The sequence below is a fragment of the Streptococcus sp. STR1/CE/0325 genome (genome assembly GCF_055386095.1).
The window spans coordinates 1,728,039-1,747,307 of sequence record NZ_AP045018.1 but is presented as its reverse complement, the minus strand read 5'-3'; the positions used below and the strand labels follow the sequence as shown (position 1 = coordinate 1,747,307).

Sequence of the window (19,269 nt, the reverse complement as noted above, 5' to 3'; positions counted from 1 at the left end):
CGGTTGCCTCTTTTTTGTGAGATAAAGGTTATTTCGTTATGCTCAACTCCTCTAGTTGCTTTTGCACGCCCTCTAGGCCGACACCAGCTTCTAAAAGAGCTGCTGCAGTATAGCTGCCTTCAATGAGAGGAGTGGGTGAGAGGATAAGGGTTTTATCTGAAAACTCAGCTGCCATCTCAAGGTTCATCTTGCTACTGCCCAGGTCAAAAAAGCAAAGGAGGGTATCAGCAGAGTGGGTGTTGACGGCTTCGAGCACTTGATCGAAGCTACTACCTAGCCCCTCGTTTAGTCCGCCTGTTGCGACAATCGGCACTGTTTTGGCGACTTCAAAGAGGAGTTCACGAAGACCGTTTGCGATTTTTTCAGAGTGGGAAACGATGAGAATACCAAGGGTCATAGGTCTTCTCCTGTTTCTAAGAGGGTCCTAAAGAGCAGACCAGAAGAGTAAGAACCGGGGTCTAGATGACCGATGGAGCGCTCTCCTACATAAGAAGCCCGTCCTTTCTTGGCTTTTAGATCCTTAGTGGCAAGGACCGCCTCATCGATGACTTCTGGGGTTAGTTGTTTTTGTTTGAGGGCTTGGATAGTAGGCTCCCAGACATCTACCATGGTTTTGTCACCGCGCTCTGCTTTTCCTCGTTTTTTGATGAGGTCAAGCCCAGCTTCTAGGCTTTCTACGAGAGAAAGGCCTTGGCTTTCAGCTTTCATCATGCCCATAAAGGCAGATCCATAAAGGGGGCCAGATGCTCCGCCGACCTTGCTGAGGAGCTGCATGGAGATGATTTTAAAGCTGTCGGTACTAGAGAGGTTGTCCTTGCTGTCTAGTTCTGTCATGACCGCCGCCATGCCGCGTGCCATATTGCTGCCGTGATCACCATCACCAATGGGGGTATCGAGTTCATTGAGGTAGTCTTTATGATCTTGGATGGCTTGGTTAAAGCCTTGCATCCATGTTTTAATCTGTTTTGCTTCCATTAGTTTCTCCTTACCATGCTGGGGTCTTGACTGGGGCTTTGAGGGCTTCTAACCAATCTGGTTCATCCAGTTTAAAGAGGGTGAGGGAAAGGCCTGCCATATCAAGAGAGGTCATGAAATTTCCTAATTTTTGATAGCTGACCGTGATGCCAGCTTCTTCTAGTAAATGCGCCACGTCTCTAGCAAAGATATATTGTTCCATGAGGGGAGTAGCTCCTAGACCATTGACGAGAAGAGCGTAATTTTCTCCTTCTTTGGCTGAAAAGGACTGCAGGAGCTTATCGACCAATTCTTTGGCGAGGTGTTGAGAAGACTTGAGTTGCTCCTTGCGGTAGCCAGGCTCACCGTGAATACCGACACCGTACTCGATTTCATCATCAGAAAGGACAAAACCAGGTTCGCCAATCTCAGGGACGGTTGCTCCACTAAGAGCCAGACCGATGGTATGGATATTGGGAATAATAGCTTGGGCAAGGTCTTCGATTTCAGAAAGGCTTGCTCCATTTGCAGCAGCATGTCCTAGAATCTTGTGTACAAAGAGGGTACCTGCTACTCCACGTCTGCCTTGGGTATAAAGGCTATTTTCCACAGCGATGTCATCATCGACGACGATACTTGAGACCTTGATGCCTTCCATCTCAGCTAGTTCTTGTGCCATTTCAAAATTCATGAGGTCACCAGAATAATTTTTGATGATGAGAAAGACACCTGCTCCCTCGTCAGCTGCTTTGATAGCAGCGAGAATCTGGTCAGGAGTTGGTGAGGTAAAGACAGCCCCACAAACAGCAGCAGATAGCATGCCTTCTCCGACAAAACCAGCATGGGAGGGTTCGTGTCCGCTCCCTCCTCCTGAGATGAGGGCGACCTTGCCTGCTTTTGAAGCTGTTTTTTGAATCACGTCTGCATCTGGCAGTTTATGAACCAAATCTTGATGAATAAAGCAAAAGCCCTCTAGCATTTCAGGGACCACATCTGTGGCTTGGTTGATGATTTTTTTCATGGCTATTCTCCTTTTAGGTTTTTTCTTTATTGTAGAGAAAAGCTGAGAAAAAAAGAAGGGACAAATTTTGCGCTTTGTCCCTCTTGATTTTGAGAAAACGTGATAGACTAAGAGTAGTGGGATGAAAAGGAGGAAGATGATGCTGCCATCCATTTTGACCAAGAAAAAGATTGCCAAAGCCTTTAAGCATCTGCTCAGCCTAGAGGCGTTTGAGAAGATCTCTGTGACCGATATCATGGAAGAAGCAGGAATGCGTCGTCAGACCTTTTATAGTCACTTTCTGGATAAGTATGCGCTTTTGGAGTGGATTTTTCAGACGGAGTTAGAGGAGCAGATCACGGATAATTTGTCCTATATTTCTGGGATTGGGCTCTTGTATGAGGTGTTTTATTTCTTGGGTCAGAATCGTCATTTTTACAGGGAGCTTTTTGCCATTCAGACGCAAAATGATTTTACCTCTTATTTTCAAGCCTATTGTGTGCAGCTGATGGAGAAGATTGTGAGCGAAGAGGAAGAAAAGCGAGGAATAGTGTTAGAAGCGGACCAAAGAAGCTTTTTGGTGTCTTACCACGCTGCTGCCCTCACTCAGGTGATCAAAAGTCAGCTGAAAAAAAGAGAGAGTGATTTTTTACAGCTCGCTGGGCAGATTGAGCAAGTGATTTTGAGTTTTTTTGTAGAGAAAAGATAGGAGGTTATCATGTTATTTTTTAATGGGCATCGAACACCTGTGGAACAGGCACTGGACACCTTGGAGGGGCTTTATCCGCACTTGGAGCGTTTGGGGGATTTGCCTGCTCTTTTTTATCAAAAGCGAGAAGCCAATCAAGTGCCTATCTTATCTGGAGGTGGGAGTGGTCATGAGCCGGCTCACTTTGGTTATGTGGGAGGAGGAATGCTTGCAGGTGCCATCGCTGGTCCGATTTTTACACCACCTTCTTGGCAGGAGCTCTTGGCAAGTATTCGCTATCTCAATCAAGGGCTGGGTGTTTTTGTTATCATCAAAAACTTTGAAGCGGATTTAGCCGTCTTTTCAAAAGCAATTTATCTAGCGAGGCAAGAGGGCATAGCAGTGCGTTATATTGTGTCTCATGATGATATCTCGGTTGAGGGGACGAGTTTTCACAAGCGCCACCGTGGAGTGGCTGGCACCCTATTTTTGCATAAAATCTTAGGAGAGGCCGCCAGACGAGGAGCGAATCTTGTGGAGTTAGAGCAGCTGGGTTTGTCTTTAGCACCGCAGATTGCCAGTCTTGGTGTGGCTAGGCTGCCGAATTTGGATGACGGTCAGATTTCTTATGGGATTGGTATTCATGGAGAGGCAGGATACCAGCAAGTTCCCTTTAGGTCCACTGAAAAACTAGCTGTGGAGTTGGTTAATAAATTAAAGAGGCATTTTCGTTTCGAAGAAGGAGAGCGCTTTGCTGTTTTGGTCAACAACCTCGGTGGTTGTAGTCAACTAGAAGAATGGGTCTTGGCAGATGATGTGCGATCACTTCTTGAGATTGAGGGAGTTGATGTTCGTTTTCTAAAGACGGGGCGCTTGATGACCAGCCTTGATATGGCGGGCCTGTCTCTTAGTCTGTGCCGTCTAAAGGAGGCTGAGTGGGAGGCTTATCTCAAGGCTGAAACGGATGCCTTTGCTTGGTAGTCCCTTTTTAAAGCTGAGGCAGGGTCTTCCCACTTTTGGGAGGACTTTTTATCGTCCAGCTCAAGAAAGCAAGCCAGGTTTTGGTTTTGAGAGTCTTTTTTTGTTATAATAAAAGCGTATTCATAAACAGGAGGAAGCCAAAATGGTATCGGGTGTCTTTTTCTTTTCCGTCTTTGTCGCAGGTGTCTTGTCTTTCTTTTCTCCGTGTATTTTGCCCGTGCTTCCGGTCTATGCTGGGATTTTACTGGATGAAAAAGGGGGAAGAGAAGCGACTCTCTTTGGTCGGCGTTTTGCCCTTTCTGGTCTTTTTAGGACCTTAGCCTTTATCTTGGGCTTGTCCTTGGTCTTTATCATTCTAGGTTACGGGGCTGGTTTTCTCGGAGAGGTGCTCTATGCCAAGTGGTTTCAGTATGTCTTAGGTGGGCTGGTCATCCTCATGGGACTCTACCAAATGGGGCTGTTTTCTGTTTCGGCTTTTCAAAAGGAAAAGCGCGTGTCCTTTAAGCGTCAGGGAGACCATGCTTATCTCAATGCGTTTTTGCTAGGGCTGTCCTTTAGTCTAGGCTGGACCCCTTGTATTGGACCTATTCTCAGTTCGGTTTTAGCCATTGCGGCTTCTGGCGGGGCTGGAGCGCTGCAAGGCGGTTTGTTGATGCTGGTTTACACGCTAGGGCTTGCTATTCCCTTTGTCCTCTTGTCTTTGATGTCGTCTTGGCTCCTCACCTATACCAATAAGGTCAAATCTTATTTGGGACTGCTCAAGAAAATCGGTGGTTTTTTGATTGTCCTCATGGGAATTTTGCTGGTCTTTGGTCAATTAAATGCCCTATCTTCTTGGTTTGGTTAAGCCGTTTGGAAATTGAACACGTCACTATTTTCTCATCGAAAATGTCTGCCAGAGGCAAAATCGCTCCTTTGTATCTTATGAATTGAACACGGGCTAAAATCCTAGAGAAAAAGAGTTCAGCTCTTAGACGCTAGTCGGTCGTCTTCATCGCTACCCCTATTTTCTTACGGATTTCTTCACGCCCTTTGTATCTTATGAAACTGAACACGGGCTAAAATCCTAGAGAAAAAGAGTTCAGCTCTTAGACGCCAGTCGGTCGTCTTCATCGCTACTCCTATTTTCTTACGGATTTTTTCACGCCCTTTGTATCTTATGGAATTGAACACGGAGCTAACTTCTTCAGAAAAAAGATAGATTTTTTTAAAAGTCTTTAAGCCTTTTTCAAAAATCTCCTATTTTTCTTTTGAAGTTTTCGCTGATGCGAATCGCTCCTTTGTATCTTATGAAACTGAACACGGGCTAAAATCCTAGAGAAAAAGAGTTCAGCTCTTAGACGCTAGTCGGTCGTCTTCATCGCTGCCCCTATTTTCTTACGGATTTCTTCACGCCCTTTGTATCTTATGAGAGGAATGTTTGTCATGAAACGGTTTAGGATTGGGATATGGTTTGCTTTATTGGGTTTAGTGATAGGGACTGTCTGTATCTTTTCTCCTGCATGGGCTAAGGAAAAAAGTCCTCAATCTCTCACGCATCAGAGATTGGAGGGTCTAGATGGCAAGACTTATCGTTTGTCCGATTTTAAAGGGAAAAAGGTCTATGTCAAATTTTGGGCATCTTGGTGTTCGATTTGCCTATCAACTCTGCCTGATACGGATGAGTTGTCCAAGGAAGCAAAGGGAAAAGACTATGTGGTGGTGACGGTGGTGTCTCCAGATCACAAGGGAGAGCAGTCAGCCAGCGCCTTTAAAAAATGGTACAAGAGCCTAGACTATCAGCATACACTGGTACTCATGGATTCAAAAGGGGAACTTATCAAAGACTACGGGGTCAGGGCCTATCCGACATCGGTTTATTTTAAAAAGAATGGCAAACTCGCACAGGTCCATCCCGGTTTTCAAGATAGGGAGAGCATTGAGAAAACCTTGACCTCCCTCAAGTAAAGGAGAAGAGCATGGAACAAAAAACAAAATGGCTAGTGGTGGCAATTGGCCTCGTGCTTCTTTTGCTTTTGGTCTTTGTGCATCGTTTGACCACAAGTCAAAAGAGGGTGGCTGACATCAAAACCGCTGCCGTCAGTCAAAAGATAAGCAACAAGAAAACGCAGAAAAAGCCAGTTGATCCCAAGAATGTCCGTGACATTTATCTAGCTGGGGGCTGTTTCTGGGGAGTGGAAGAGTATTTTTCACGGGTTCCTGGTGTGGTGGATGCGGTGTCTGGCTACGCTAATGGCAGAGGTGAGACAACCCAGTATGAGCTGGTGGCACAGACGGGACATGCAGAAACCGTTCATGTGACCTATGACAGCAGCCAGATTTCTCTTCGGGATTTGTTGCTGCATTATTTCAGAATTATTGACCCTTTGAGTAAAAATCAGCAGGGCAATGACCGTGGCACCCAGTATCGGACGGGGGTGTATTACACCCAGCCAGAGGATGAAGCGACCATTGCTCGTGTCTTTCAGGAAGAAAGTGATCGCTTAGGGAAGCCCATCGCGGTGGAAAAAGAGCCCCTTAAAAACTTTATCGTTGCCGAGGACTATCATCAAGATTATCTAAGGAAACACCCTAATGGTTATTGTCACATCGATGTCAATCAAGCTAGTTACCCTGTCATCGATGAGAAACGCTATCCAAAACCGAGTGATGAAGAGATTAAGCAAAAACTGACCAAGGAAGAGTACGCCGTGACGCAGACCAATGAGACGGAAAAAGCCTTTTCCAATCGCTACTGGGACCAGTTTGAGGATGGGCTTTATGTGGACATTGTGACAGGCGAACCCCTCTTTTCCTCACGTGATAAGTTTGAGTCGGGCTGTGGTTGGCCAAGTTTTACTCGTCCCATCAGTCCAGATGTTCTGGTTTATAAGGAGGACCATAGTTTTCACATGAACCGCACAGAAGTCAGAAGTAGGAGTGGCAATTCTCATCTCGGGCATGTCTTTACCGACGGTCCCAAGGATAAGGGGGGCTTGCGCTACTGCATTAACAGCCTCTCCATCCGCTTTATCCCTAAAAAGGATATGGAAAAAGAAGGTTATGCTTATTTGCTAGATGATGTTTAGGAGATAAGAAAAGCTCTGGAAAGATTGTACTGACCCCCAAAAGTTGGACATTTTATTTATCTAAAGGATTTAGTTCTGTACCCCACAGGACTAAGTCCTTTTAGTTTTGCTTTGATTCGTTTGTTGTTGTAGTAAAAAATGTAATCTGTGATAGCTTGCTCAAGGTCATCAAGGGATTGATAAGACTTCTCAAATCCATAAAACATTTCAGATTTGAGAATGTCAAAGAAGGACTCCATCATCCCATTATCTGGACTATTTCCCTTGCGAGACATAGAGGAACGAATTCCTTTGGTTTTCAAAAAGTGATGATAAGACTGGTGCTGGTATTGCCAGCCTTGATCGCTGTGAAGAATGGTTCCGCTATATGAATCTGCTGGAAAAACCTTCTCAAGCATGGTTTTAATCTGTTTCAAGTCAGGGGAGCGAGATAGGGTAAAATCAATAATCTCACTGTTATAGCCATCAAGAACAGGGGAGAGATAAAGTTTCCCTTCAGGTAAGGCAAACTCCGTCACATCGGTATAGCCCTTCTCGTAAGGTTTAGAGCCTTCGAATTGACGTTTAATCAGATTATCAGACTTCTTACCAACCTCACCTTTATAAGAAGAATACTTGCGCTTACGACGAATACGAGCGGTCAAGCCTAACTCTTTCATCAAGCGCTGCACCTTTTTGTGATTGATGATAAAGCCACGATTTCGTAATTCTAAATGAATCCGACGATAGCCGTAATTACCTTTATGGTCATCATAAATAGATTGTATTTCATCCTTGATAGTTTTCTCCTTATCTGGCTTAGCCAGTCGCTTCACTTGATAGTAATAGGTGAAGCGTGGCAAATCAAGGATTTCGAGTAGCGTCTCTAGGGAAAACTGATTCGTTAATGCTTGAATGATTTCTGTTGCTCTTTGCGCTTTGCTTCGTCCCTCAAGCGGTATTCTCTCAGCTTTTTTAGCACAGCATTCTCCGCTCTAAGGTATTCATTTTCATGTTTTAGTCGTTCTAACTCTGTCATTTGGTCCAAAGTCTTTTTTGGTTTACGTCCCATCTTTGGTGGTCTCCCTCTTGGTTTTTCAAGAATAGTATAACCGTTTTTCTTGTATTTGGCTATCCAATTTGGGAGCATCCCTCGATTTGGCAAGGCATAATCAAGGGAAACTGAGAGTTGAGAGCAACCATGAATCAAGACTTTATCCATTATTTCCTGCTTTAATTCGGGTGAATAATACCGATTTTTACCCTTTTCAACAATCTCAACACCATATTTATCCATGAGTTTAACCATGTACTTGAGATTGGAAGGACAGACTTCATATCGCTGACTGATCTGAGGCCATGATACACCTCTCTTTCTCAACTTGTATATACCTCGTTTATCTTCATAACTTAATTTCATAAGAAAAGCCCCCCAATCGTTAGATTTTGTGTCTAACTTTTGGGGTGCAGTTCAGATTTCCAGAGCTTTTTGGATCATTCTAAAAACTACATCACATAAACAATAGCCAAATATTGCAACGTAGAGGCTGCAAGGATGAAAAGGTGCCAGATGAAGTGGGAGTAGTCTTTTTTTCTGGCGTAAAAGGCAGCTCCAATGGTGTAGCAGAGTCCTCCAGCCAGCATGAGCCACCAAAAGAGGGGACTAGTCTTGGTCAGAATAGGTGGGAGGATAAAGACCACTAGCCAGCCCATGATGAGATAAAGGGCTAGGCTAAAGCGTTCATTGATGGACTTAGCAAAGATCTTGTAGAAAATCCCAAAGAGGGTCAGGCCCCACTGGATAAAGATGATGAGAAGCCCTAGTTTTTTCGGTAAAATCCCAAGAGCAATCGGGGTATAGCCTCCTGCGATAGCCACATAGATCATGGAGTGGTCAATGAGGCGCAGCACATACTTGTGCAGGGTGCCGTAGGTCATGGAGTGGTAGATGGTGGAGGAGAGAAACATGAGAAAGAGGCTCATGACAAAGATAGAGGTACCGATGGCAGAGGTGATGCCGTGGTGTTCATAACGGTAGGTAGCAGCGATGGGTAGCAGGATTAAAAAGACGAGGCTACCAATGCCGTGACTGATGGCATTAGCCATTTCTTCCTGACGTGAGAGGGGACGACTAAAGGTCATGTTTTTCATAGGGTTCTCCTTCGAGTTTTTGGGCGATGGCCTTGGTTTCGTAAAAGAGGCTAAGGGTCTTGGTTGCAGCCTCAATCAAGGGAATATGGGCACGGTCGTCTTTCTCCAATAGACTAGCTTGAAATTGGTTGTAGCGCTCAGGGGATAGTAGCCCGTCCTCAGAAAGGAGGGTCATCATCCGGCTGATGTCTGGGATGGGAAAGACTGGCTTTAGGCTACTGAGGATGAGGAGCCGTGCTAAGTGGCGTTTTTGGTATTTTTTCTTGATGGGTTTTGGCAGGTAGCCGTTTTTGACGTAGTTATTGACCATAGCAGCGGTGAGTGGTTTTTCTTCACGCTTTTCTAAAATGCCATTCACATAAAGGAGGACCTGATCCAGATAGAGGTCCAGCTCAGGCAGTTCTTCCCAGCTGGGAAAATGAGGGTAAAGAGCCAAAGTCTATCTCCTTGTCATCTAGTTTTAATAACTAGATTATAAAATAAACGAAATATCTTGTCAAGTCTGAAAAGAGGTGAAAAGGAGTGTTTCGGACAAAAAAGCCCCACCTCTTTGAAGAGAAGTGGGGGATGATGCTAACCAAGGAAGCGTTTCAAAAATTCCTTGGTTCTGTCTTCTTTAGGATTTTCAAAGATGTCTTTTGGTGTCCCTTCCTCAGCGATGAGGCCCTTATCCATGAAGATAACGCGGTCAGACACGTCTCTTGCGAACTCCATTTCATGGGTGACAATAATCATGGTCAGCCCTGATTTGGCAAGATCTTGCATGGTTTTGAGGACTTCGCCCACCATTTCAGGGTCAAGAGCTGAAGTTGGCTCGTCAAAGAGGATGGCTTCTGGGTCCATAGAGAGGGTACGGGCAATCGCTACCCGCTGTTTTTGTCCACCAGAGAGCTGGCTAGGTTTGGCATTCCAGTAGGTTTCGCCCATGCCCACCTTGGTGAGATTTTCTTTGGCGATTTTTTCAGCTTCTGTGCGGTCACGTTTTAAAACAGTGGTTTGGGGAACGATAGCGTTTTCGAGTACCGTCATGTTGTTAAAGAGGTTGTAGGACTGAAAGACCATGCCCACCTTTTCTCGGTAGTGGGTCAGGTCATAGCCTTTTTCCAAGATGTTTTTCCCGTGATAGAGGATTTCACCACTAGTCGGGGTCTCAAGGAGGTTAATGGAACGAAGGAAAGTGGATTTTCCAGAACCAGAGCTTCCGATGATGGAGATGACTTCCCCTTTTTTGACGGTCATGGAGATGTCCTTTAGGACTAGGTTTTGCCCGTAAGCTTTTTTGAGATGGTTGATGGCTAAAATGTCTGTCATTCGAGGACCTCCGTTTGCATTTGGTTAGCACCTGTGGTGTAGGTGTCGGTATCCATCTTGCGCTCGATATAGCGTAGGATGCGCGTGATGACAAAGGTTAGCACAAAGTAGATCACGGCAATGATGGTAAAGGTTTGGAAATATTGGTAGTTCTGGGTAGCGACGGTATTTCCAGAGAAATAGAGTTCCACAACAGAAATCACGTTCAAAACAGAAGTGTCCTTGATGTTGATGACAAATTCGTTTCCTGTGGCAGGCAAGATGTTTCTGATGACCTGAGGCAGAACGACCTTTCTCATGGTTTGATTATGGGTGAAACCAAGGGCGGTTGCGGCTTCGAATTGTCCCTTATCGACCGCAAAGATTCCGCCTCTGACGATCTCACTCATGTAAGCCCCTGTGTTGATAGAAACGATGAAGATAGCAGCTAGCGTGCGGTCAATGGAAATGCCAAAGGCTTGGGCAGAACCGTAGTAGATGATCATGGACTGAACAATCATCGGGGTTCCGCGGAAAATCTCAATGTAAGCATTGATGAGCCAAGATAGGACTTTTTGCCCAAAAGCAAGGAGAGAGCTCTCAGCCTTTGGAGCTGTTCGAAAGACACCGATGAGAAGCCCGATTGCTGTTCCTGCGATGGTTCCGATGGTGGAGATGAGCAGGGTCACGCCTGTTCCACGTAGGAATTGTGGCCAGTTGGCTTTCAAGATGCGCCAGACATCATGGAAGAATCCTGTTTTTCCTCCCTCTTCTTTTTGGACAGGTTGGTGTTTGATCATATCATCCATGAGCTTTTCACGATCAGAAGGAGATAAACTAGCGAGGACTTGGTTGACCGTCTCTAAGCGCGGGTCTCCTTTTTTGAGTCCGACAGCTGTGGTGGTGTCCTCTTCTGAAGCCTTGAAGCCTTGGTCTTTACCAAAAGCGACCATCTGGAGCTCTCCATTTGCCCCTTGGGCCGTTAGGCCTTCGGAGCGCTCAGACACATAGCCATCGACCACACCAGAAAGAAGGGCTTGGCGCATTTGGGCAAAATCGCCCATAGGGGTTTGCTTTTTGACCTCTGGGATTTGTGAAATCAGGTCTGCGAGGTAAGTCCCTTGCTGGGCAGTGATTTTTGCTCCCTTAAAGTCAGCGAGACTTTTTGCTTTGGCGTAGGGGCTGTCCTTTTTGACCACGATAACAGGCTGGCTTTGATAATAGTTATCGGAAAAATCGATTTCCCTTCTGCGCTCTGCTGTTGGGCTCATGCCAGCGATGATGAGGTCGATCTTACCAGACGTGAGAGCAGGGATCAGTCCTGTCCAAGAAGTCTTGACGATAAGGGGCTTTTTGCCCAGTTTATCAGCGATGCGTTTGGCGATTTGGACGTCATAGCCGTTGGCGTATTGGTTGGTGCCTTCAATAGGAACGGCACCATTTTTGTTATCATCTTGGGTCCAGTTAAAAGGGGCGTAAGCCGCCTCCGTCCCGACCCTGAGATAGTCGTCTGCCTTGGCGCTACCTTGCCCAAATAAAAAAAGACAGGCGGCTAAAAAGGCAGTTAAAAGTGTTTTTTTCATAAGCACATCCTTTACAGTAGTAAATCTAATCTAGTCTATTTTATAAAAAAATCAGACAAATGGCAAGAACTTTTTTGAAAACGCAAGATATTTATGCAAAAATGTAGAAAAAATGAAAATAAATTACAAACAAATGATGAAATAGGCGATTTATTTTGACCGCTTTCTTCGTCAGATATGATACAATAAAATCAAGGAGGAAAGCGCTATGAAACGGTTGGTTTATCTGATGCTTATCTGGTTGGTGCCCCTTTTTAGTCAGGTCACTTTGGCAGATTCGGTGGATTACGCTATTACCTCTTATCAGGGAGATTTGGCTCTTGCGTCGGATAACACCGCCACCTATACCCAGACCATTACCTATGCCTTTGACGAGGACTACAAAGGTCAGTATGTGACCCTTGGAAAAGCAAACGATCAAGCCAAACGGTTTGCTATTTCTGCTCATCCAGAAGTCCATGTCAAGCGAAACGGTAAACCTGTGAGTGCCTCGGTTAAGGTGGATAGGATCGATCAAGGCTACCGTGCCAAGATTTTTGATGCAGGAAAGCGTCACGATGTGGTCGAAGTGACCGTGGTTTGGCATTTGTATAACCTTTTGACCCTTTATTCGGATATGGCTGAGCTAGGCTGGTTTCCCATCTCGGACTGGGATGTGCCTTTAGAACAGGTGGACTTAACGGTAGCGCTTCCAAAGGAAGGGACAGGCAAACTCTTTGTCCATAGGGAATGGTTTCAAAAGGAAGTTTCTGTCAAAAAAGAGGGAAAGCGTTATTTGGTCCATCTTGATCACGTTCCGATTTCAGGCAAGCTCGAGCTTCACGGGGCATTTGAGCGTGGGCTCTTTAGTTCAGCAACGACAAGTCAGCAAAAAGGCGCTAGCATCTTTGAGCAAAAAGAGGCAGCAGCCAAGCGGGTGAAGCGTTTATACACCAACTGGCTCTATGTCTATGGACCAAGTCTTGTTATGAGCTTGGTGGCGGTCATCTTGCTCTTTTTGTGGTGGTTACGCCGCACGCAAAATCCAGAAAAGGGCGCTCGCGTGAAACGGCTCTATCAAGCACCAGAGGACTTGACCCTGTTAGAAATGGTTTATCGCCTCTATGGTACAGATATTGAACAGCTCTCTCCCCTTAGCAAGAATAAGGTCAAAACGACCAAGGATTTATCCTTTGAACGGGTGATTGAAGCCTTGGTCTTGGATTTGATTCAGCGTCAGCTCATCGAACTCTCAGGAGACTTGCTCATCCCTATGAGGGAAAAAGCTGTGACAGACCAAGACCGCTTTAGCCTAGAACTCATCTTTGAGAACAGGTCATCAGTAGCCATCACGGATTTGCTGGGGCAATATCAAGTTGGAGCAGGTAGGGATTTGGATCGTAAAAAAACAGAGCTTTACCTCAAGCGGGTATTGAGAGATATAGCAGCCGCAACCAGAGCTAACCTAGCAGCGAAGAAACTAACCCCTTTGCGCAGGCGCTTAAAAGGAGGGATGCGGACTCTATTGATGCTGTCTAATCTCACCCTGGCTCTTTTGACCTTTGCTTTACTAGGCCTTTTGTTTACGAGCTTTCATGAAGAGTGGGGCGGTATTCCGAGCCTGATTTTGGGTGAACTTTTGGCCTTGGTGGCACTTAGTTTATATGGGTTTATCCGAAGCACGGCTGTTTTTTGGGCTTATGGCTTGTGGGATTACAAGGAACTTGCCATGATTCAAGATTGGCTCTCCTATCGTCGGATGTTTATGGATATCAAAAAGCTCAACACGGCTGAGTTAGAGAGTATCGTCGTCTGGGATCAGGTCTTGGTGCATGCGACCCTCTTTGGTCAAGCTAAGGAGGTCCAAAAGGCGCTGAAGGTTCATCACTTGTCTTATGTTTTGACGGATTTTGATCCCAAGCAACTGGTGATTTTGCAGCTTCAAAATCAAATCTTTTTGCAGGCAGGGCTTTTTCACACGGCTGTGGTCAGCCTTTCTCCGACCAGTTCGTTTTCTGTTTCTTCAGGCTCTTCTAGTGGCTTTAGTGGCGGCTTTGGCGGAGGGGGAGGCGGCGCCTTTTAGTCTTCTTTTTCTCCCATGTGGGCAAAAATTTGCTATAATAGACCAGATAAGAAAAAAAGGAGAGACGAATGTTAATCGAATTACTCAAGGCAGTCTTATTTGGGATTGTAGAGGGCATTACCGAGTGGTTGCCCATCTCAAGCACGGGACACTTGATCTTGGTGCAGGAATTTATCCAGTTTCAGGATAAAAATCAGGCCTTTTTGGAGGTCTTTAACGTGGTCATCCAGCTGGGAGCCATCTTAGCGGTTATGGTCATCTATTTTGACAAGCTCAACCCCTTTCAAGGCGGCAAGACCAAGCAGGAAGTGAAAGAAACTTGGCAGCTTTGGCTGAAGGTGGTGATCGCATGTTTACCTGTGGTTATCTTAGCTCTTCCTTTGGATGATTGGTTTGAGGCGCATTTTTACAATTTCTTTAGCGTAGCCATCATGCTCATCCTTTACGGGGTCGCCTTTATTTGGGTGGAAAATCGCAATCAAAGTAAAACACCAAAGGTGACACGCCTAGCGGATTTGTCCTACAAGACAGCGCTTGGGATTGGTCTTTTTCAAATTTTGAGCTTGATGCCTGGAACCAGTCGGTCTGGAGCGACTATTTTAGGAGGGATTCTCCTTGGGGTTAGTCGTTCTGTCGTGACGGAATTTACCTTTTTCCTTGGGATTCCCATCATGTTTGGGGCTAGTCTTTTGAAAGTTTTTAAATTCGTGAAAAATGGCCATCATTTGACCCTTGATCAAGGCTTGATTCTTGCCATGGCTATGCTAGTGGCCTTTGTGGTCAGCATGGGCGTGATTCGTTTGCTCACTTCTTTTGTCAAAAAACATGATTTCAAAATTTTTGGCTACTATCGTATTGTTTTGGGCGTTTTGTTGCTCATTTATGGTTTGGTCAAGTTGGTTTTATAAAAGCGAGGGGATTCTCTCGCTTTTTTTGTGACCAATTTGGCAGTTGAAGTGTTAAATTGTTAACGATAGCGCTTTCAAAAAGATGGTAAACTGAAAGTATCAGAAATCGGTAAAACCTTGAGTTTCTCAAGAAAAATTAGAAAAGAGGTAATATCATGACGACTGAAAATCGCAAGTTGACCGCACCTAAAAAAGGCTTTCGAATGCCAGGTGCCTTTACGATTTTGTTTGTGTTAACCATTTTGGCAGTCTTTGCCACTTGGTTTATCCCAGCAGGCTCCTACGCTAAGCTGTCTTATGATCAAGTCAGCAAGCAGTTGGTGGTGACCGAGCCAGACGGAAAAGAAAAGAAGCTAAAAGCCACCCAAGAAACCCTCAAAGACTTGGATGTGGCGATTGATGTTTCTCAGTTTACCTCAGGAAGCATCACAAAACCCATCTCTATTCCTAATACCTATAAGCGCTTGCCTGCAAGACCAGAACCGCTCTTTGCCATTCCCACTAGCATGGTTCAAGGCACTATCGAGGCGGTGGATGTCATGGTCTTTATCTTGGTTCTAGGGGGCTTGATTGGGGTTGTTAAGATCAGTGGAGCCTTTGAAACAGGTCTGGTTGCCCTGTCTAAAAAGACAAAAGGACGGGAGTTTCTCTTGATTTTCATGGTGTCTATCTTGATGATTTTGGGGGGCACCTTTGCAGGAATTGAGGAAGAAGCGGTCGCCTTTTATCCGATTTTGGTACCGGTCTTTCTGGCTATGGGCTATGATGCCATTGTCTGTGTGGGGGCGATTTTCCTTGCCAGCTCTGTGGGCACGACCTTTTCGACCATCAATCCCTTCTCTGTGGTTATTGCCTCTAATGCGGCAGGGATTAGCTTTACAGATGGTCTAGGCTGGCGGATTTTTGGACTAATCGTAGCAACCATCTTTGTCATTAGCTACCTTTACTGGTACGCCAAACGGGTCAAGGCAGATCCAACCTTCTCTTACGCTTATGAGGATCGTGAGGACTTCTTAAAACAATGGGGAATGGGCGAACATCAAGAGGAAGAGAGTCCCTTCACCCTCAAGCAAAAAATCATTCTCACCCTCTTTGTCATCGGTTTTCCCATCATGGTTTACGGGGTTATGGCACTTCACTGGTGGTTCCCGATTATGGCATCGTCCTTTCTCACCATTGCGCTCATCATCATGCTTTTGGTCGGTACAGGGCGTGACGGTGTCGGTGAAAAGGCGGTAGTCGATGCCTTTGTCGAAGGGGCTTCTAGCCTTGTTGGGGTTTCCCTCATCATTGGGTTAGCACGTGGAATCAACTTGATTTTAAATGAAGGCTTGATTTCAGACACTATCCTACATAGCTCCACTCAAATCGTGCAACATCTCAACGGTCCTGTCTTTATCTTGATTTTGCTCCTTATCTTCTTTGTCCTTGGCTTTATCGTGCCGTCCTCTTCAGGGCTTGCTGTGCTTTCTATGCCGATTTTAGCTCCATTAGCAGATGCGGTTCACATGCCTCGCTTTATCGTGGTTACCGCCTATCAATTAGGACAATACGCCATGCTTTTTCTTGCCCCAACAGGGCTAGTCATGGCGACATTACAGATGCTCAACATGAAGTATTCTCACTGGGTGCGCTTTGTTATGCCAGTTGTCCTCTTTGTCTTGATTTTTGGCGGTGGACTTTTGGTGGTGCAGGTCTTGCTTTATTCGTAAGATAAAAATAGAGATTGAACAGGAGTTCAATCTCTATTTTGGTTTATTAAGGTTCAATAGGGAACATAGGACGACCGCTGACGGTTTGGTCTGCTGGAACTTCTTTTTGCATCACATCCCAGTGCTCTACGATTTTACCATTTTCAAAACGGAAATAGTCAACGGCGATAAAATCTTCACCAAACCAATTTTGGTAGCGTCCGTGCACACTAACGAGATTTCCCTCTTCCATTGCCAAATCAGCTTGGTAGCGAATATGGTTGTCTGGTGAGGTAATGAATCCTTTTAAGACCTCCAGTCCGTCTGGCATAGTGGGATTGTGTTGGATCATTTGGTCTCCCCAAAATGATTCTACCTTGGTCAAGTCCCTGTCATTAAAGACAGCGTTTAAGTAAGCAATAGCTTGTTCTTTTTGTGATGTCATCTCAAACCTCCATGAGTTTATTTTTTATGAAGATACAAAATCTTCACCTTATATTATATATATATATATATATATTGTCAAGCTTTTTCGAGCTTTTCATGGTTACCTCCTACTTCTTTGTAGGGGGTTAGCCTGCCATTGTTGACGAGACGTTAATTGTACGAAGAAGCTGCTTACCCAGTCAAGCAAGTAAAGATGGATGAAAACCCAAACGAGCTTGGCTGCTAGATGATATAGTCTTTTCGTTTACCTTTTATGACTTTGTTCCCTCATTGCCTCGTCCTAAAAGAGAGCATCGGGGTTGCAAACGTGGTTTTAAGACTAAGGTATTTAGAACATTGAATGGAGCTATTGATAAATTTCAAGAGGATTTGGTTATTTTTGATTTTAATGGAGTATGAGATGGTATCCTGAGTTAGCCTAAAGCTCAGTTTTTCATTCTAGAGATACAATGGGGATAGAAATACTCAATCTTTCTCCCAATACAGGTCAAAATTGAAATTTTGCCACTTTTAAAGTATAATAGGGGGACTAATGACGAGTTTGTATGAGGTAATAACAAATGAAAATGAAACAAATCAGTGACACAACGGTAAAAATATCTATCCCTTTGGAGGATTTAGAATTGTATGGCATGGAGCTATCTGACTTTTTCAAACCCCAAGAAAAGACCGAGGAATTTTTCTATACCATGTTAGATGAGGTGGACTTGCCTGAAAACTTTCAAAATACCGGTATGCTTAGTTTTCGTGTGACCCCAAGAAAAGATCGGATTGATGTCTTTGTTACCAAGACTGAGTTTAAGGAAGACATGAAATTAAATGACTTTGATCAGATGGATGACATGATGGCTCCAGAAGAGTTTATCCGTATGCTAGAAGAAGGCGAGGATAAAAATGGTCCCAATGCCAAACTCATTCAAAAAGTCGAAGACATCATGGAGGATTTGCTGGCAGGACGTAATAACCCGTCAGAAAAAGCAGATAAGACTAAGGACGAAAAGCAAGAATTTACCCACTATGTGTTTGCTTTTGAGGATATTCACCGTTTATTGATGTTTTCGCGTGCTTTTGAGGAGACTTTTGCAGGATCTGAGCTTTACAAATTAGATGGTATCTACTATATGACCATCCTCATCAAGCTCATAGACCAACCAGACTATTACGGCAATCTCATGTACTCACGCTTTTTAGAGCATGCCAAGGTCAGCGAACGCACGAGAGCTTACTTGCGTGAACACGGCACAACGCTCTTGGAACACAAGGCTTTGGAAGAATTGAAAAAAATAAGGACGAATTAGATGGCACCCTTTTCAATCAGTTATGTTTTGGTCTGTATCGGTAGCTTTATCCTGTCTTTGATTTTAACCCCTTTGGTTCGTTTTTTATCTTTTCGGATAGGAGCGATCGATCAGCCAAACGCTAGACGCATCAATCAGGTTCCCATGCCTTCTGCTGGAGGGCTTGCGATTGTCATTTCCTTTTGCTTGTCGGTCTTGATTTTTTTGCCCCATAGTTTGACCTTTCAGATTTTGGGCAAGTCTTATCTGGCTTATATCTTGCCGGTAGTTTTGGGAGGCTTGATAGTTGCTTTGACGGGGCTTATCGATGATATTTATGAGCTGAGTCCTCGCTCTAAAATGTTTGGGATTGTTCTAGCTGCGGTGGTGGTCTGGTATTTTACCGACTTTCGTTTTGACAGTTTCAAGATTCCTTTTGGCGGTCCCATGCTGACGTTTGATCCGATTGTGACCTTTTTCTTGACCATTTTGTGGATTGTTTCCATTACCAATGCCATTAACTTAATTGATGGTTTGGATGGTTTGGTGAGTGGGGTCTCGATGATTAGTCTTTTTACCATGGGGATTATCGCTTATTTCTTTCTTTTTGAGACGGATATTTATTTGGTTTTGACCATTTTTGTTCTCATTGCAGCGATTGCGGGATTTTTCCCTTATAACTATCACCCAGCCATTATCTATCTGGGAGATACGGGGGCCCTTTTTATCGGCTTTATGATTGGAGTCTTGTCCCTTCAAGGGCTAAAAAATGCCACAGCTGTTGCAGTAGTGACCCCTGTCATTATCTTGGGGGTTCCCATTATGGATACAATAGTAGCGATTATTAGGCGCAAACTCTCTGGCAAGAAAATCTCAGAAGCAGACAAGATGCACCTGCACCACAGGCTTCTTGCTATGGGGTTTACCCATCGTGGGGCTGTCCTTGTGGTTTATGGCATTGCCTTGCTCTTTTCTTTGATTTCTCTCCTGCTCAACGTGTCCAGTCGTCTAGGCGGGGTTCTTCTTATGCTGGGGCTCTTGTTTGCCCTAGAGATTTTGATTGAGGGTTTGGGCATTTGGGGACCCAATCGTACCCCCCTCTTTAATCTTTTGAAATTCATTGGAAATAGCGATTATCGGGGGAAAACCGTCCGAAAATTTGAAGAAAAACGAAAAAAACGTTAAAGACA

Annotated in this window: 19 protein-coding genes; 10 read left to right on the top strand and 9 right to left on the bottom strand. The window is 44.8% G+C overall.

The genetic code is table 11. The features are described from left to right. Nucleotides 1-28: 28 nt before the first annotated feature. Genes dhaM through dhaK form a run of 3 tightly spaced genes read right to left on the bottom strand, consistent with a single transcriptional unit; the run spans nt 29 to nt 1,975 of the window. Nucleotides 29-397: a dihydroxyacetone kinase phosphoryl donor subunit DhaM gene (gene dhaM, locus ACZ49W_RS08395; protein ID WP_464814835.1), complete on the bottom strand. Its 369-nt coding sequence runs from the start codon at nt 395-397 to the stop codon at nt 29-31. Beyond that, complete coding sequence (dhaL, locus tag ACZ49W_RS08390; RefSeq protein ID WP_464814834.1) at nt 394-975, bottom strand: dihydroxyacetone kinase subunit DhaL; 582 nt, start codon at nt 973-975, stop codon at nt 394-396. Before dhaL ends, dhaM begins: the two co-directional genes overlap by 4 nt. A 10-nt stretch (nt 976-985) precedes the next feature. After that, entirely contained in the window at nt 986-1,975 is a 990-nt protein-coding gene (gene dhaK / locus ACZ49W_RS08385) for a dihydroxyacetone kinase subunit DhaK (RefSeq protein ID WP_464814833.1), read from the bottom strand. Between the two features lie 139 nt (nt 1,976-2,114). Here dhaK and dhaS point away from each other — a divergent pair, with 139 nt between their 5' ends. The 5 genes from dhaS to msrB all read left to right on the top strand — a co-directional run bounded on the left by dhaS (nt 2,115) and on the right by msrB (nt 6,691). Next, a complete protein-coding gene (gene dhaS / locus ACZ49W_RS08380; RefSeq protein WP_464814832.1) occupies nt 2,115-2,663 on the top strand; it encodes a dihydroxyacetone kinase transcriptional activator DhaS in 549 nt (182 codons plus the stop codon). A 9-nt stretch (nt 2,664-2,672) separates the two neighbouring features. Beyond that, on the top strand, nt 2,673-3,623 hold the full coding sequence (gene dhaQ, locus ACZ49W_RS08375; RefSeq protein WP_464814831.1) for a DhaKLM operon coactivator DhaQ: 951 nt from the start codon (nt 2,673-2,675) through the stop codon (nt 3,621-3,623). Nucleotides 3,624-3,765: 142 nt separating this feature from the next. After that, nucleotides 3,766-4,470, top strand: coding sequence for a thiol-disulfide oxidoreductase-associated membrane protein CcdA2 (gene ccdA2 / locus ACZ49W_RS08370; RefSeq protein WP_464814830.1), 705 nt, complete (start codon nt 3,766-3,768; stop codon nt 4,468-4,470). Between the two features lie 578 nt (nt 4,471-5,048). Further along, nucleotides 5,049-5,570 carry a TlpA disulfide reductase family protein gene (locus tag ACZ49W_RS08365; protein ID WP_464814829.1) on the top strand — a complete coding sequence of 174 codons (522 nt, stop codon included), beginning with the start codon at nt 5,049-5,051 and terminating at the stop codon, nt 5,568-5,570. An 11-nt stretch (nt 5,571-5,581) separates the two neighbouring features. After that, the gene (gene msrB, locus ACZ49W_RS08360; RefSeq protein WP_464814828.1) at nt 5,582-6,691 is read left to right on the top strand and encodes a peptide-methionine (R)-S-oxide reductase MsrB; all 1,110 of its coding nucleotides are present in this window, start codon (nt 5,582-5,584) and stop codon (nt 6,689-6,691) included. Between the two features lie 56 nt (nt 6,692-6,747). On the opposite strand, the gene ACZ49W_RS08355 is transcribed toward msrB, so the two are convergent. The 5 genes from ACZ49W_RS08355 to ACZ49W_RS08335 all read right to left on the bottom strand — a co-directional run bounded on the left by ACZ49W_RS08355 (nt 6,748) and on the right by ACZ49W_RS08335 (nt 11,694). Beyond that, a protein-coding gene (locus tag ACZ49W_RS08355; protein WP_464814827.1) for an IS3 family transposase occupies nt 6,748-8,090 on the bottom strand; the annotation gives its coding sequence in 2 pieces (ribosomal slippage) (nt 6,748-7,640 and nt 7,640-8,090; 1,344 coding nt in all). An 86-nt stretch (nt 8,091-8,176) separates the two neighbouring features. Further along, nucleotides 8,177-8,821: a PAQR family membrane homeostasis protein TrhA gene (gene trhA / locus ACZ49W_RS08350; RefSeq protein WP_464814826.1), complete on the bottom strand. Its 645-nt coding sequence runs from the start codon at nt 8,819-8,821 to the stop codon at nt 8,177-8,179. Next, nucleotides 8,802-9,257, bottom strand: coding sequence for a DUF1836 domain-containing protein (locus ACZ49W_RS08345; protein ID WP_464814825.1), 456 nt, complete (start codon nt 9,255-9,257; stop codon nt 8,802-8,804). Before ACZ49W_RS08345 ends, trhA begins: the two co-directional genes overlap by 20 nt. 137 nt (nt 9,258-9,394) lie before the next feature. Continuing rightward, entirely contained in the window at nt 9,395-10,132 is a 738-nt protein-coding gene (locus ACZ49W_RS08340) for an amino acid ABC transporter ATP-binding protein (protein ID WP_464814824.1), read from the bottom strand. Continuing rightward, nucleotides 10,129-11,694: an ABC transporter permease subunit gene (locus ACZ49W_RS08335; protein WP_464814823.1), complete on the bottom strand. Its 1,566-nt coding sequence runs from the start codon at nt 11,692-11,694 to the stop codon at nt 10,129-10,131. Before ACZ49W_RS08335 ends, ACZ49W_RS08340 begins: the two co-directional genes overlap by 4 nt. Nucleotides 11,695-11,902: 208 nt before the next feature. Between ACZ49W_RS08335 and ACZ49W_RS08330 the strand changes: the two genes are divergently transcribed. From ACZ49W_RS08330 to ACZ49W_RS08320, 3 genes are all read left to right on the top strand, one after another. Then, nucleotides 11,903-13,756 carry a DUF2207 domain-containing protein gene (locus tag ACZ49W_RS08330; RefSeq protein ID WP_464814822.1) on the top strand — a complete coding sequence of 618 codons (1,854 nt, stop codon included), beginning with the start codon at nt 11,903-11,905 and terminating at the stop codon, nt 13,754-13,756. 68 nt (nt 13,757-13,824) lie between these two features. Beyond that, the gene (locus ACZ49W_RS08325) at nt 13,825-14,664 is read left to right on the top strand and encodes an undecaprenyl-diphosphate phosphatase (protein WP_464814821.1); all 840 of its coding nucleotides are present in this window, start codon (nt 13,825-13,827) and stop codon (nt 14,662-14,664) included. 155 nt (nt 14,665-14,819) lie between these two features. Next, complete coding sequence (locus tag ACZ49W_RS08320; RefSeq protein WP_464814820.1) at nt 14,820-16,376, top strand: YfcC family protein; 1,557 nt, start codon at nt 14,820-14,822, stop codon at nt 16,374-16,376. 46 nt (nt 16,377-16,422) lie between these two features. On the opposite strand, the gene ACZ49W_RS08315 is transcribed toward ACZ49W_RS08320, so the two are convergent. Continuing rightward, the gene (locus ACZ49W_RS08315) at nt 16,423-16,800 is read right to left on the bottom strand and encodes a nuclear transport factor 2 family protein (RefSeq protein ID WP_464814819.1); all 378 of its coding nucleotides are present in this window, start codon (nt 16,798-16,800) and stop codon (nt 16,423-16,425) included. 562 nt (nt 16,801-17,362) lie between these two features. Between ACZ49W_RS08315 and ACZ49W_RS08310 the strand changes: the two genes are divergently transcribed. Together ACZ49W_RS08310 and ACZ49W_RS08305 are read left to right on the top strand one after the other, a co-directional pair. Further along, nucleotides 17,363-18,100 (top strand): adaptor protein MecA, encoded by a 738-nt coding sequence (locus ACZ49W_RS08310; protein WP_464814818.1) that lies wholly within the window; start codon nt 17,363-17,365, stop codon nt 18,098-18,100. Next, a complete protein-coding gene (locus ACZ49W_RS08305) occupies nt 18,101-19,264 on the top strand; it encodes a glycosyltransferase family 4 protein (protein WP_464814817.1) in 1,164 nt (387 codons plus the stop codon). Nucleotides 19,265-19,269: the final 5 nt, after the last annotated feature.

Excerpts from the sequence above, each read along its gene's own strand:
- dhaM (WP_464814835.1), bottom strand. The coding sequence starts at position 397 with ATGACCCTTGGTATTCTCATCGTTTCCCACTCTGAAAAAATCGCAAAC.
- dhaL (WP_464814834.1), bottom strand. The coding sequence starts at position 975 with ATGGAAGCAAAACAGATTAAAACATGGATGCAAGGCTTTAACCAAGCC.
- dhaK (WP_464814833.1), bottom strand. The coding sequence starts at position 1,975 with ATGAAAAAAATCATCAACCAAGCCACAGATGTGGTCCCTGAAATGCTA.
- dhaS (WP_464814832.1), top strand. The coding sequence starts at position 2,115 with ATGCTGCCATCCATTTTGACCAAGAAAAAGATTGCCAAAGCCTTTAAG.
- dhaQ (WP_464814831.1), top strand. The coding sequence starts at position 2,673 with ATGTTATTTTTTAATGGGCATCGAACACCTGTGGAACAGGCACTGGAC.
- ccdA2 (WP_464814830.1), top strand. The coding sequence starts at position 3,766 with ATGGTATCGGGTGTCTTTTTCTTTTCCGTCTTTGTCGCAGGTGTCTTG.
- ACZ49W_RS08365 (WP_464814829.1), top strand. The coding sequence starts at position 5,049 with ATGAAACGGTTTAGGATTGGGATATGGTTTGCTTTATTGGGTTTAGTG.
- msrB (WP_464814828.1), top strand. The coding sequence starts at position 5,582 with ATGGAACAAAAAACAAAATGGCTAGTGGTGGCAATTGGCCTCGTGCTT.
- trhA (WP_464814826.1), bottom strand. The coding sequence starts at position 8,821 with ATGAAAAACATGACCTTTAGTCGTCCCCTCTCACGTCAGGAAGAAATG.
- ACZ49W_RS08340 (WP_464814824.1), bottom strand. The coding sequence starts at position 10,132 with ATGACAGACATTTTAGCCATCAACCATCTCAAAAAAGCTTACGGGCAA.
- ACZ49W_RS08335 (WP_464814823.1), bottom strand. The coding sequence starts at position 11,694 with ATGAAAAAAACACTTTTAACTGCCTTTTTAGCCGCCTGTCTTTTTTTA.
- ACZ49W_RS08330 (WP_464814822.1), top strand. The coding sequence starts at position 11,903 with ATGAAACGGTTGGTTTATCTGATGCTTATCTGGTTGGTGCCCCTTTTT.
- ACZ49W_RS08325 (WP_464814821.1), top strand. The coding sequence starts at position 13,825 with ATGTTAATCGAATTACTCAAGGCAGTCTTATTTGGGATTGTAGAGGGC.
- ACZ49W_RS08320 (WP_464814820.1), top strand. The coding sequence starts at position 14,820 with ATGACGACTGAAAATCGCAAGTTGACCGCACCTAAAAAAGGCTTTCGA.
- ACZ49W_RS08315 (WP_464814819.1), bottom strand. The coding sequence starts at position 16,800 with ATGACATCACAAAAAGAACAAGCTATTGCTTACTTAAACGCTGTCTTT.
- ACZ49W_RS08310 (WP_464814818.1), top strand. The coding sequence starts at position 17,363 with ATGAAAATGAAACAAATCAGTGACACAACGGTAAAAATATCTATCCCT.
- ACZ49W_RS08305 (WP_464814817.1), top strand. The coding sequence starts at position 18,101 with ATGGCACCCTTTTCAATCAGTTATGTTTTGGTCTGTATCGGTAGCTTT.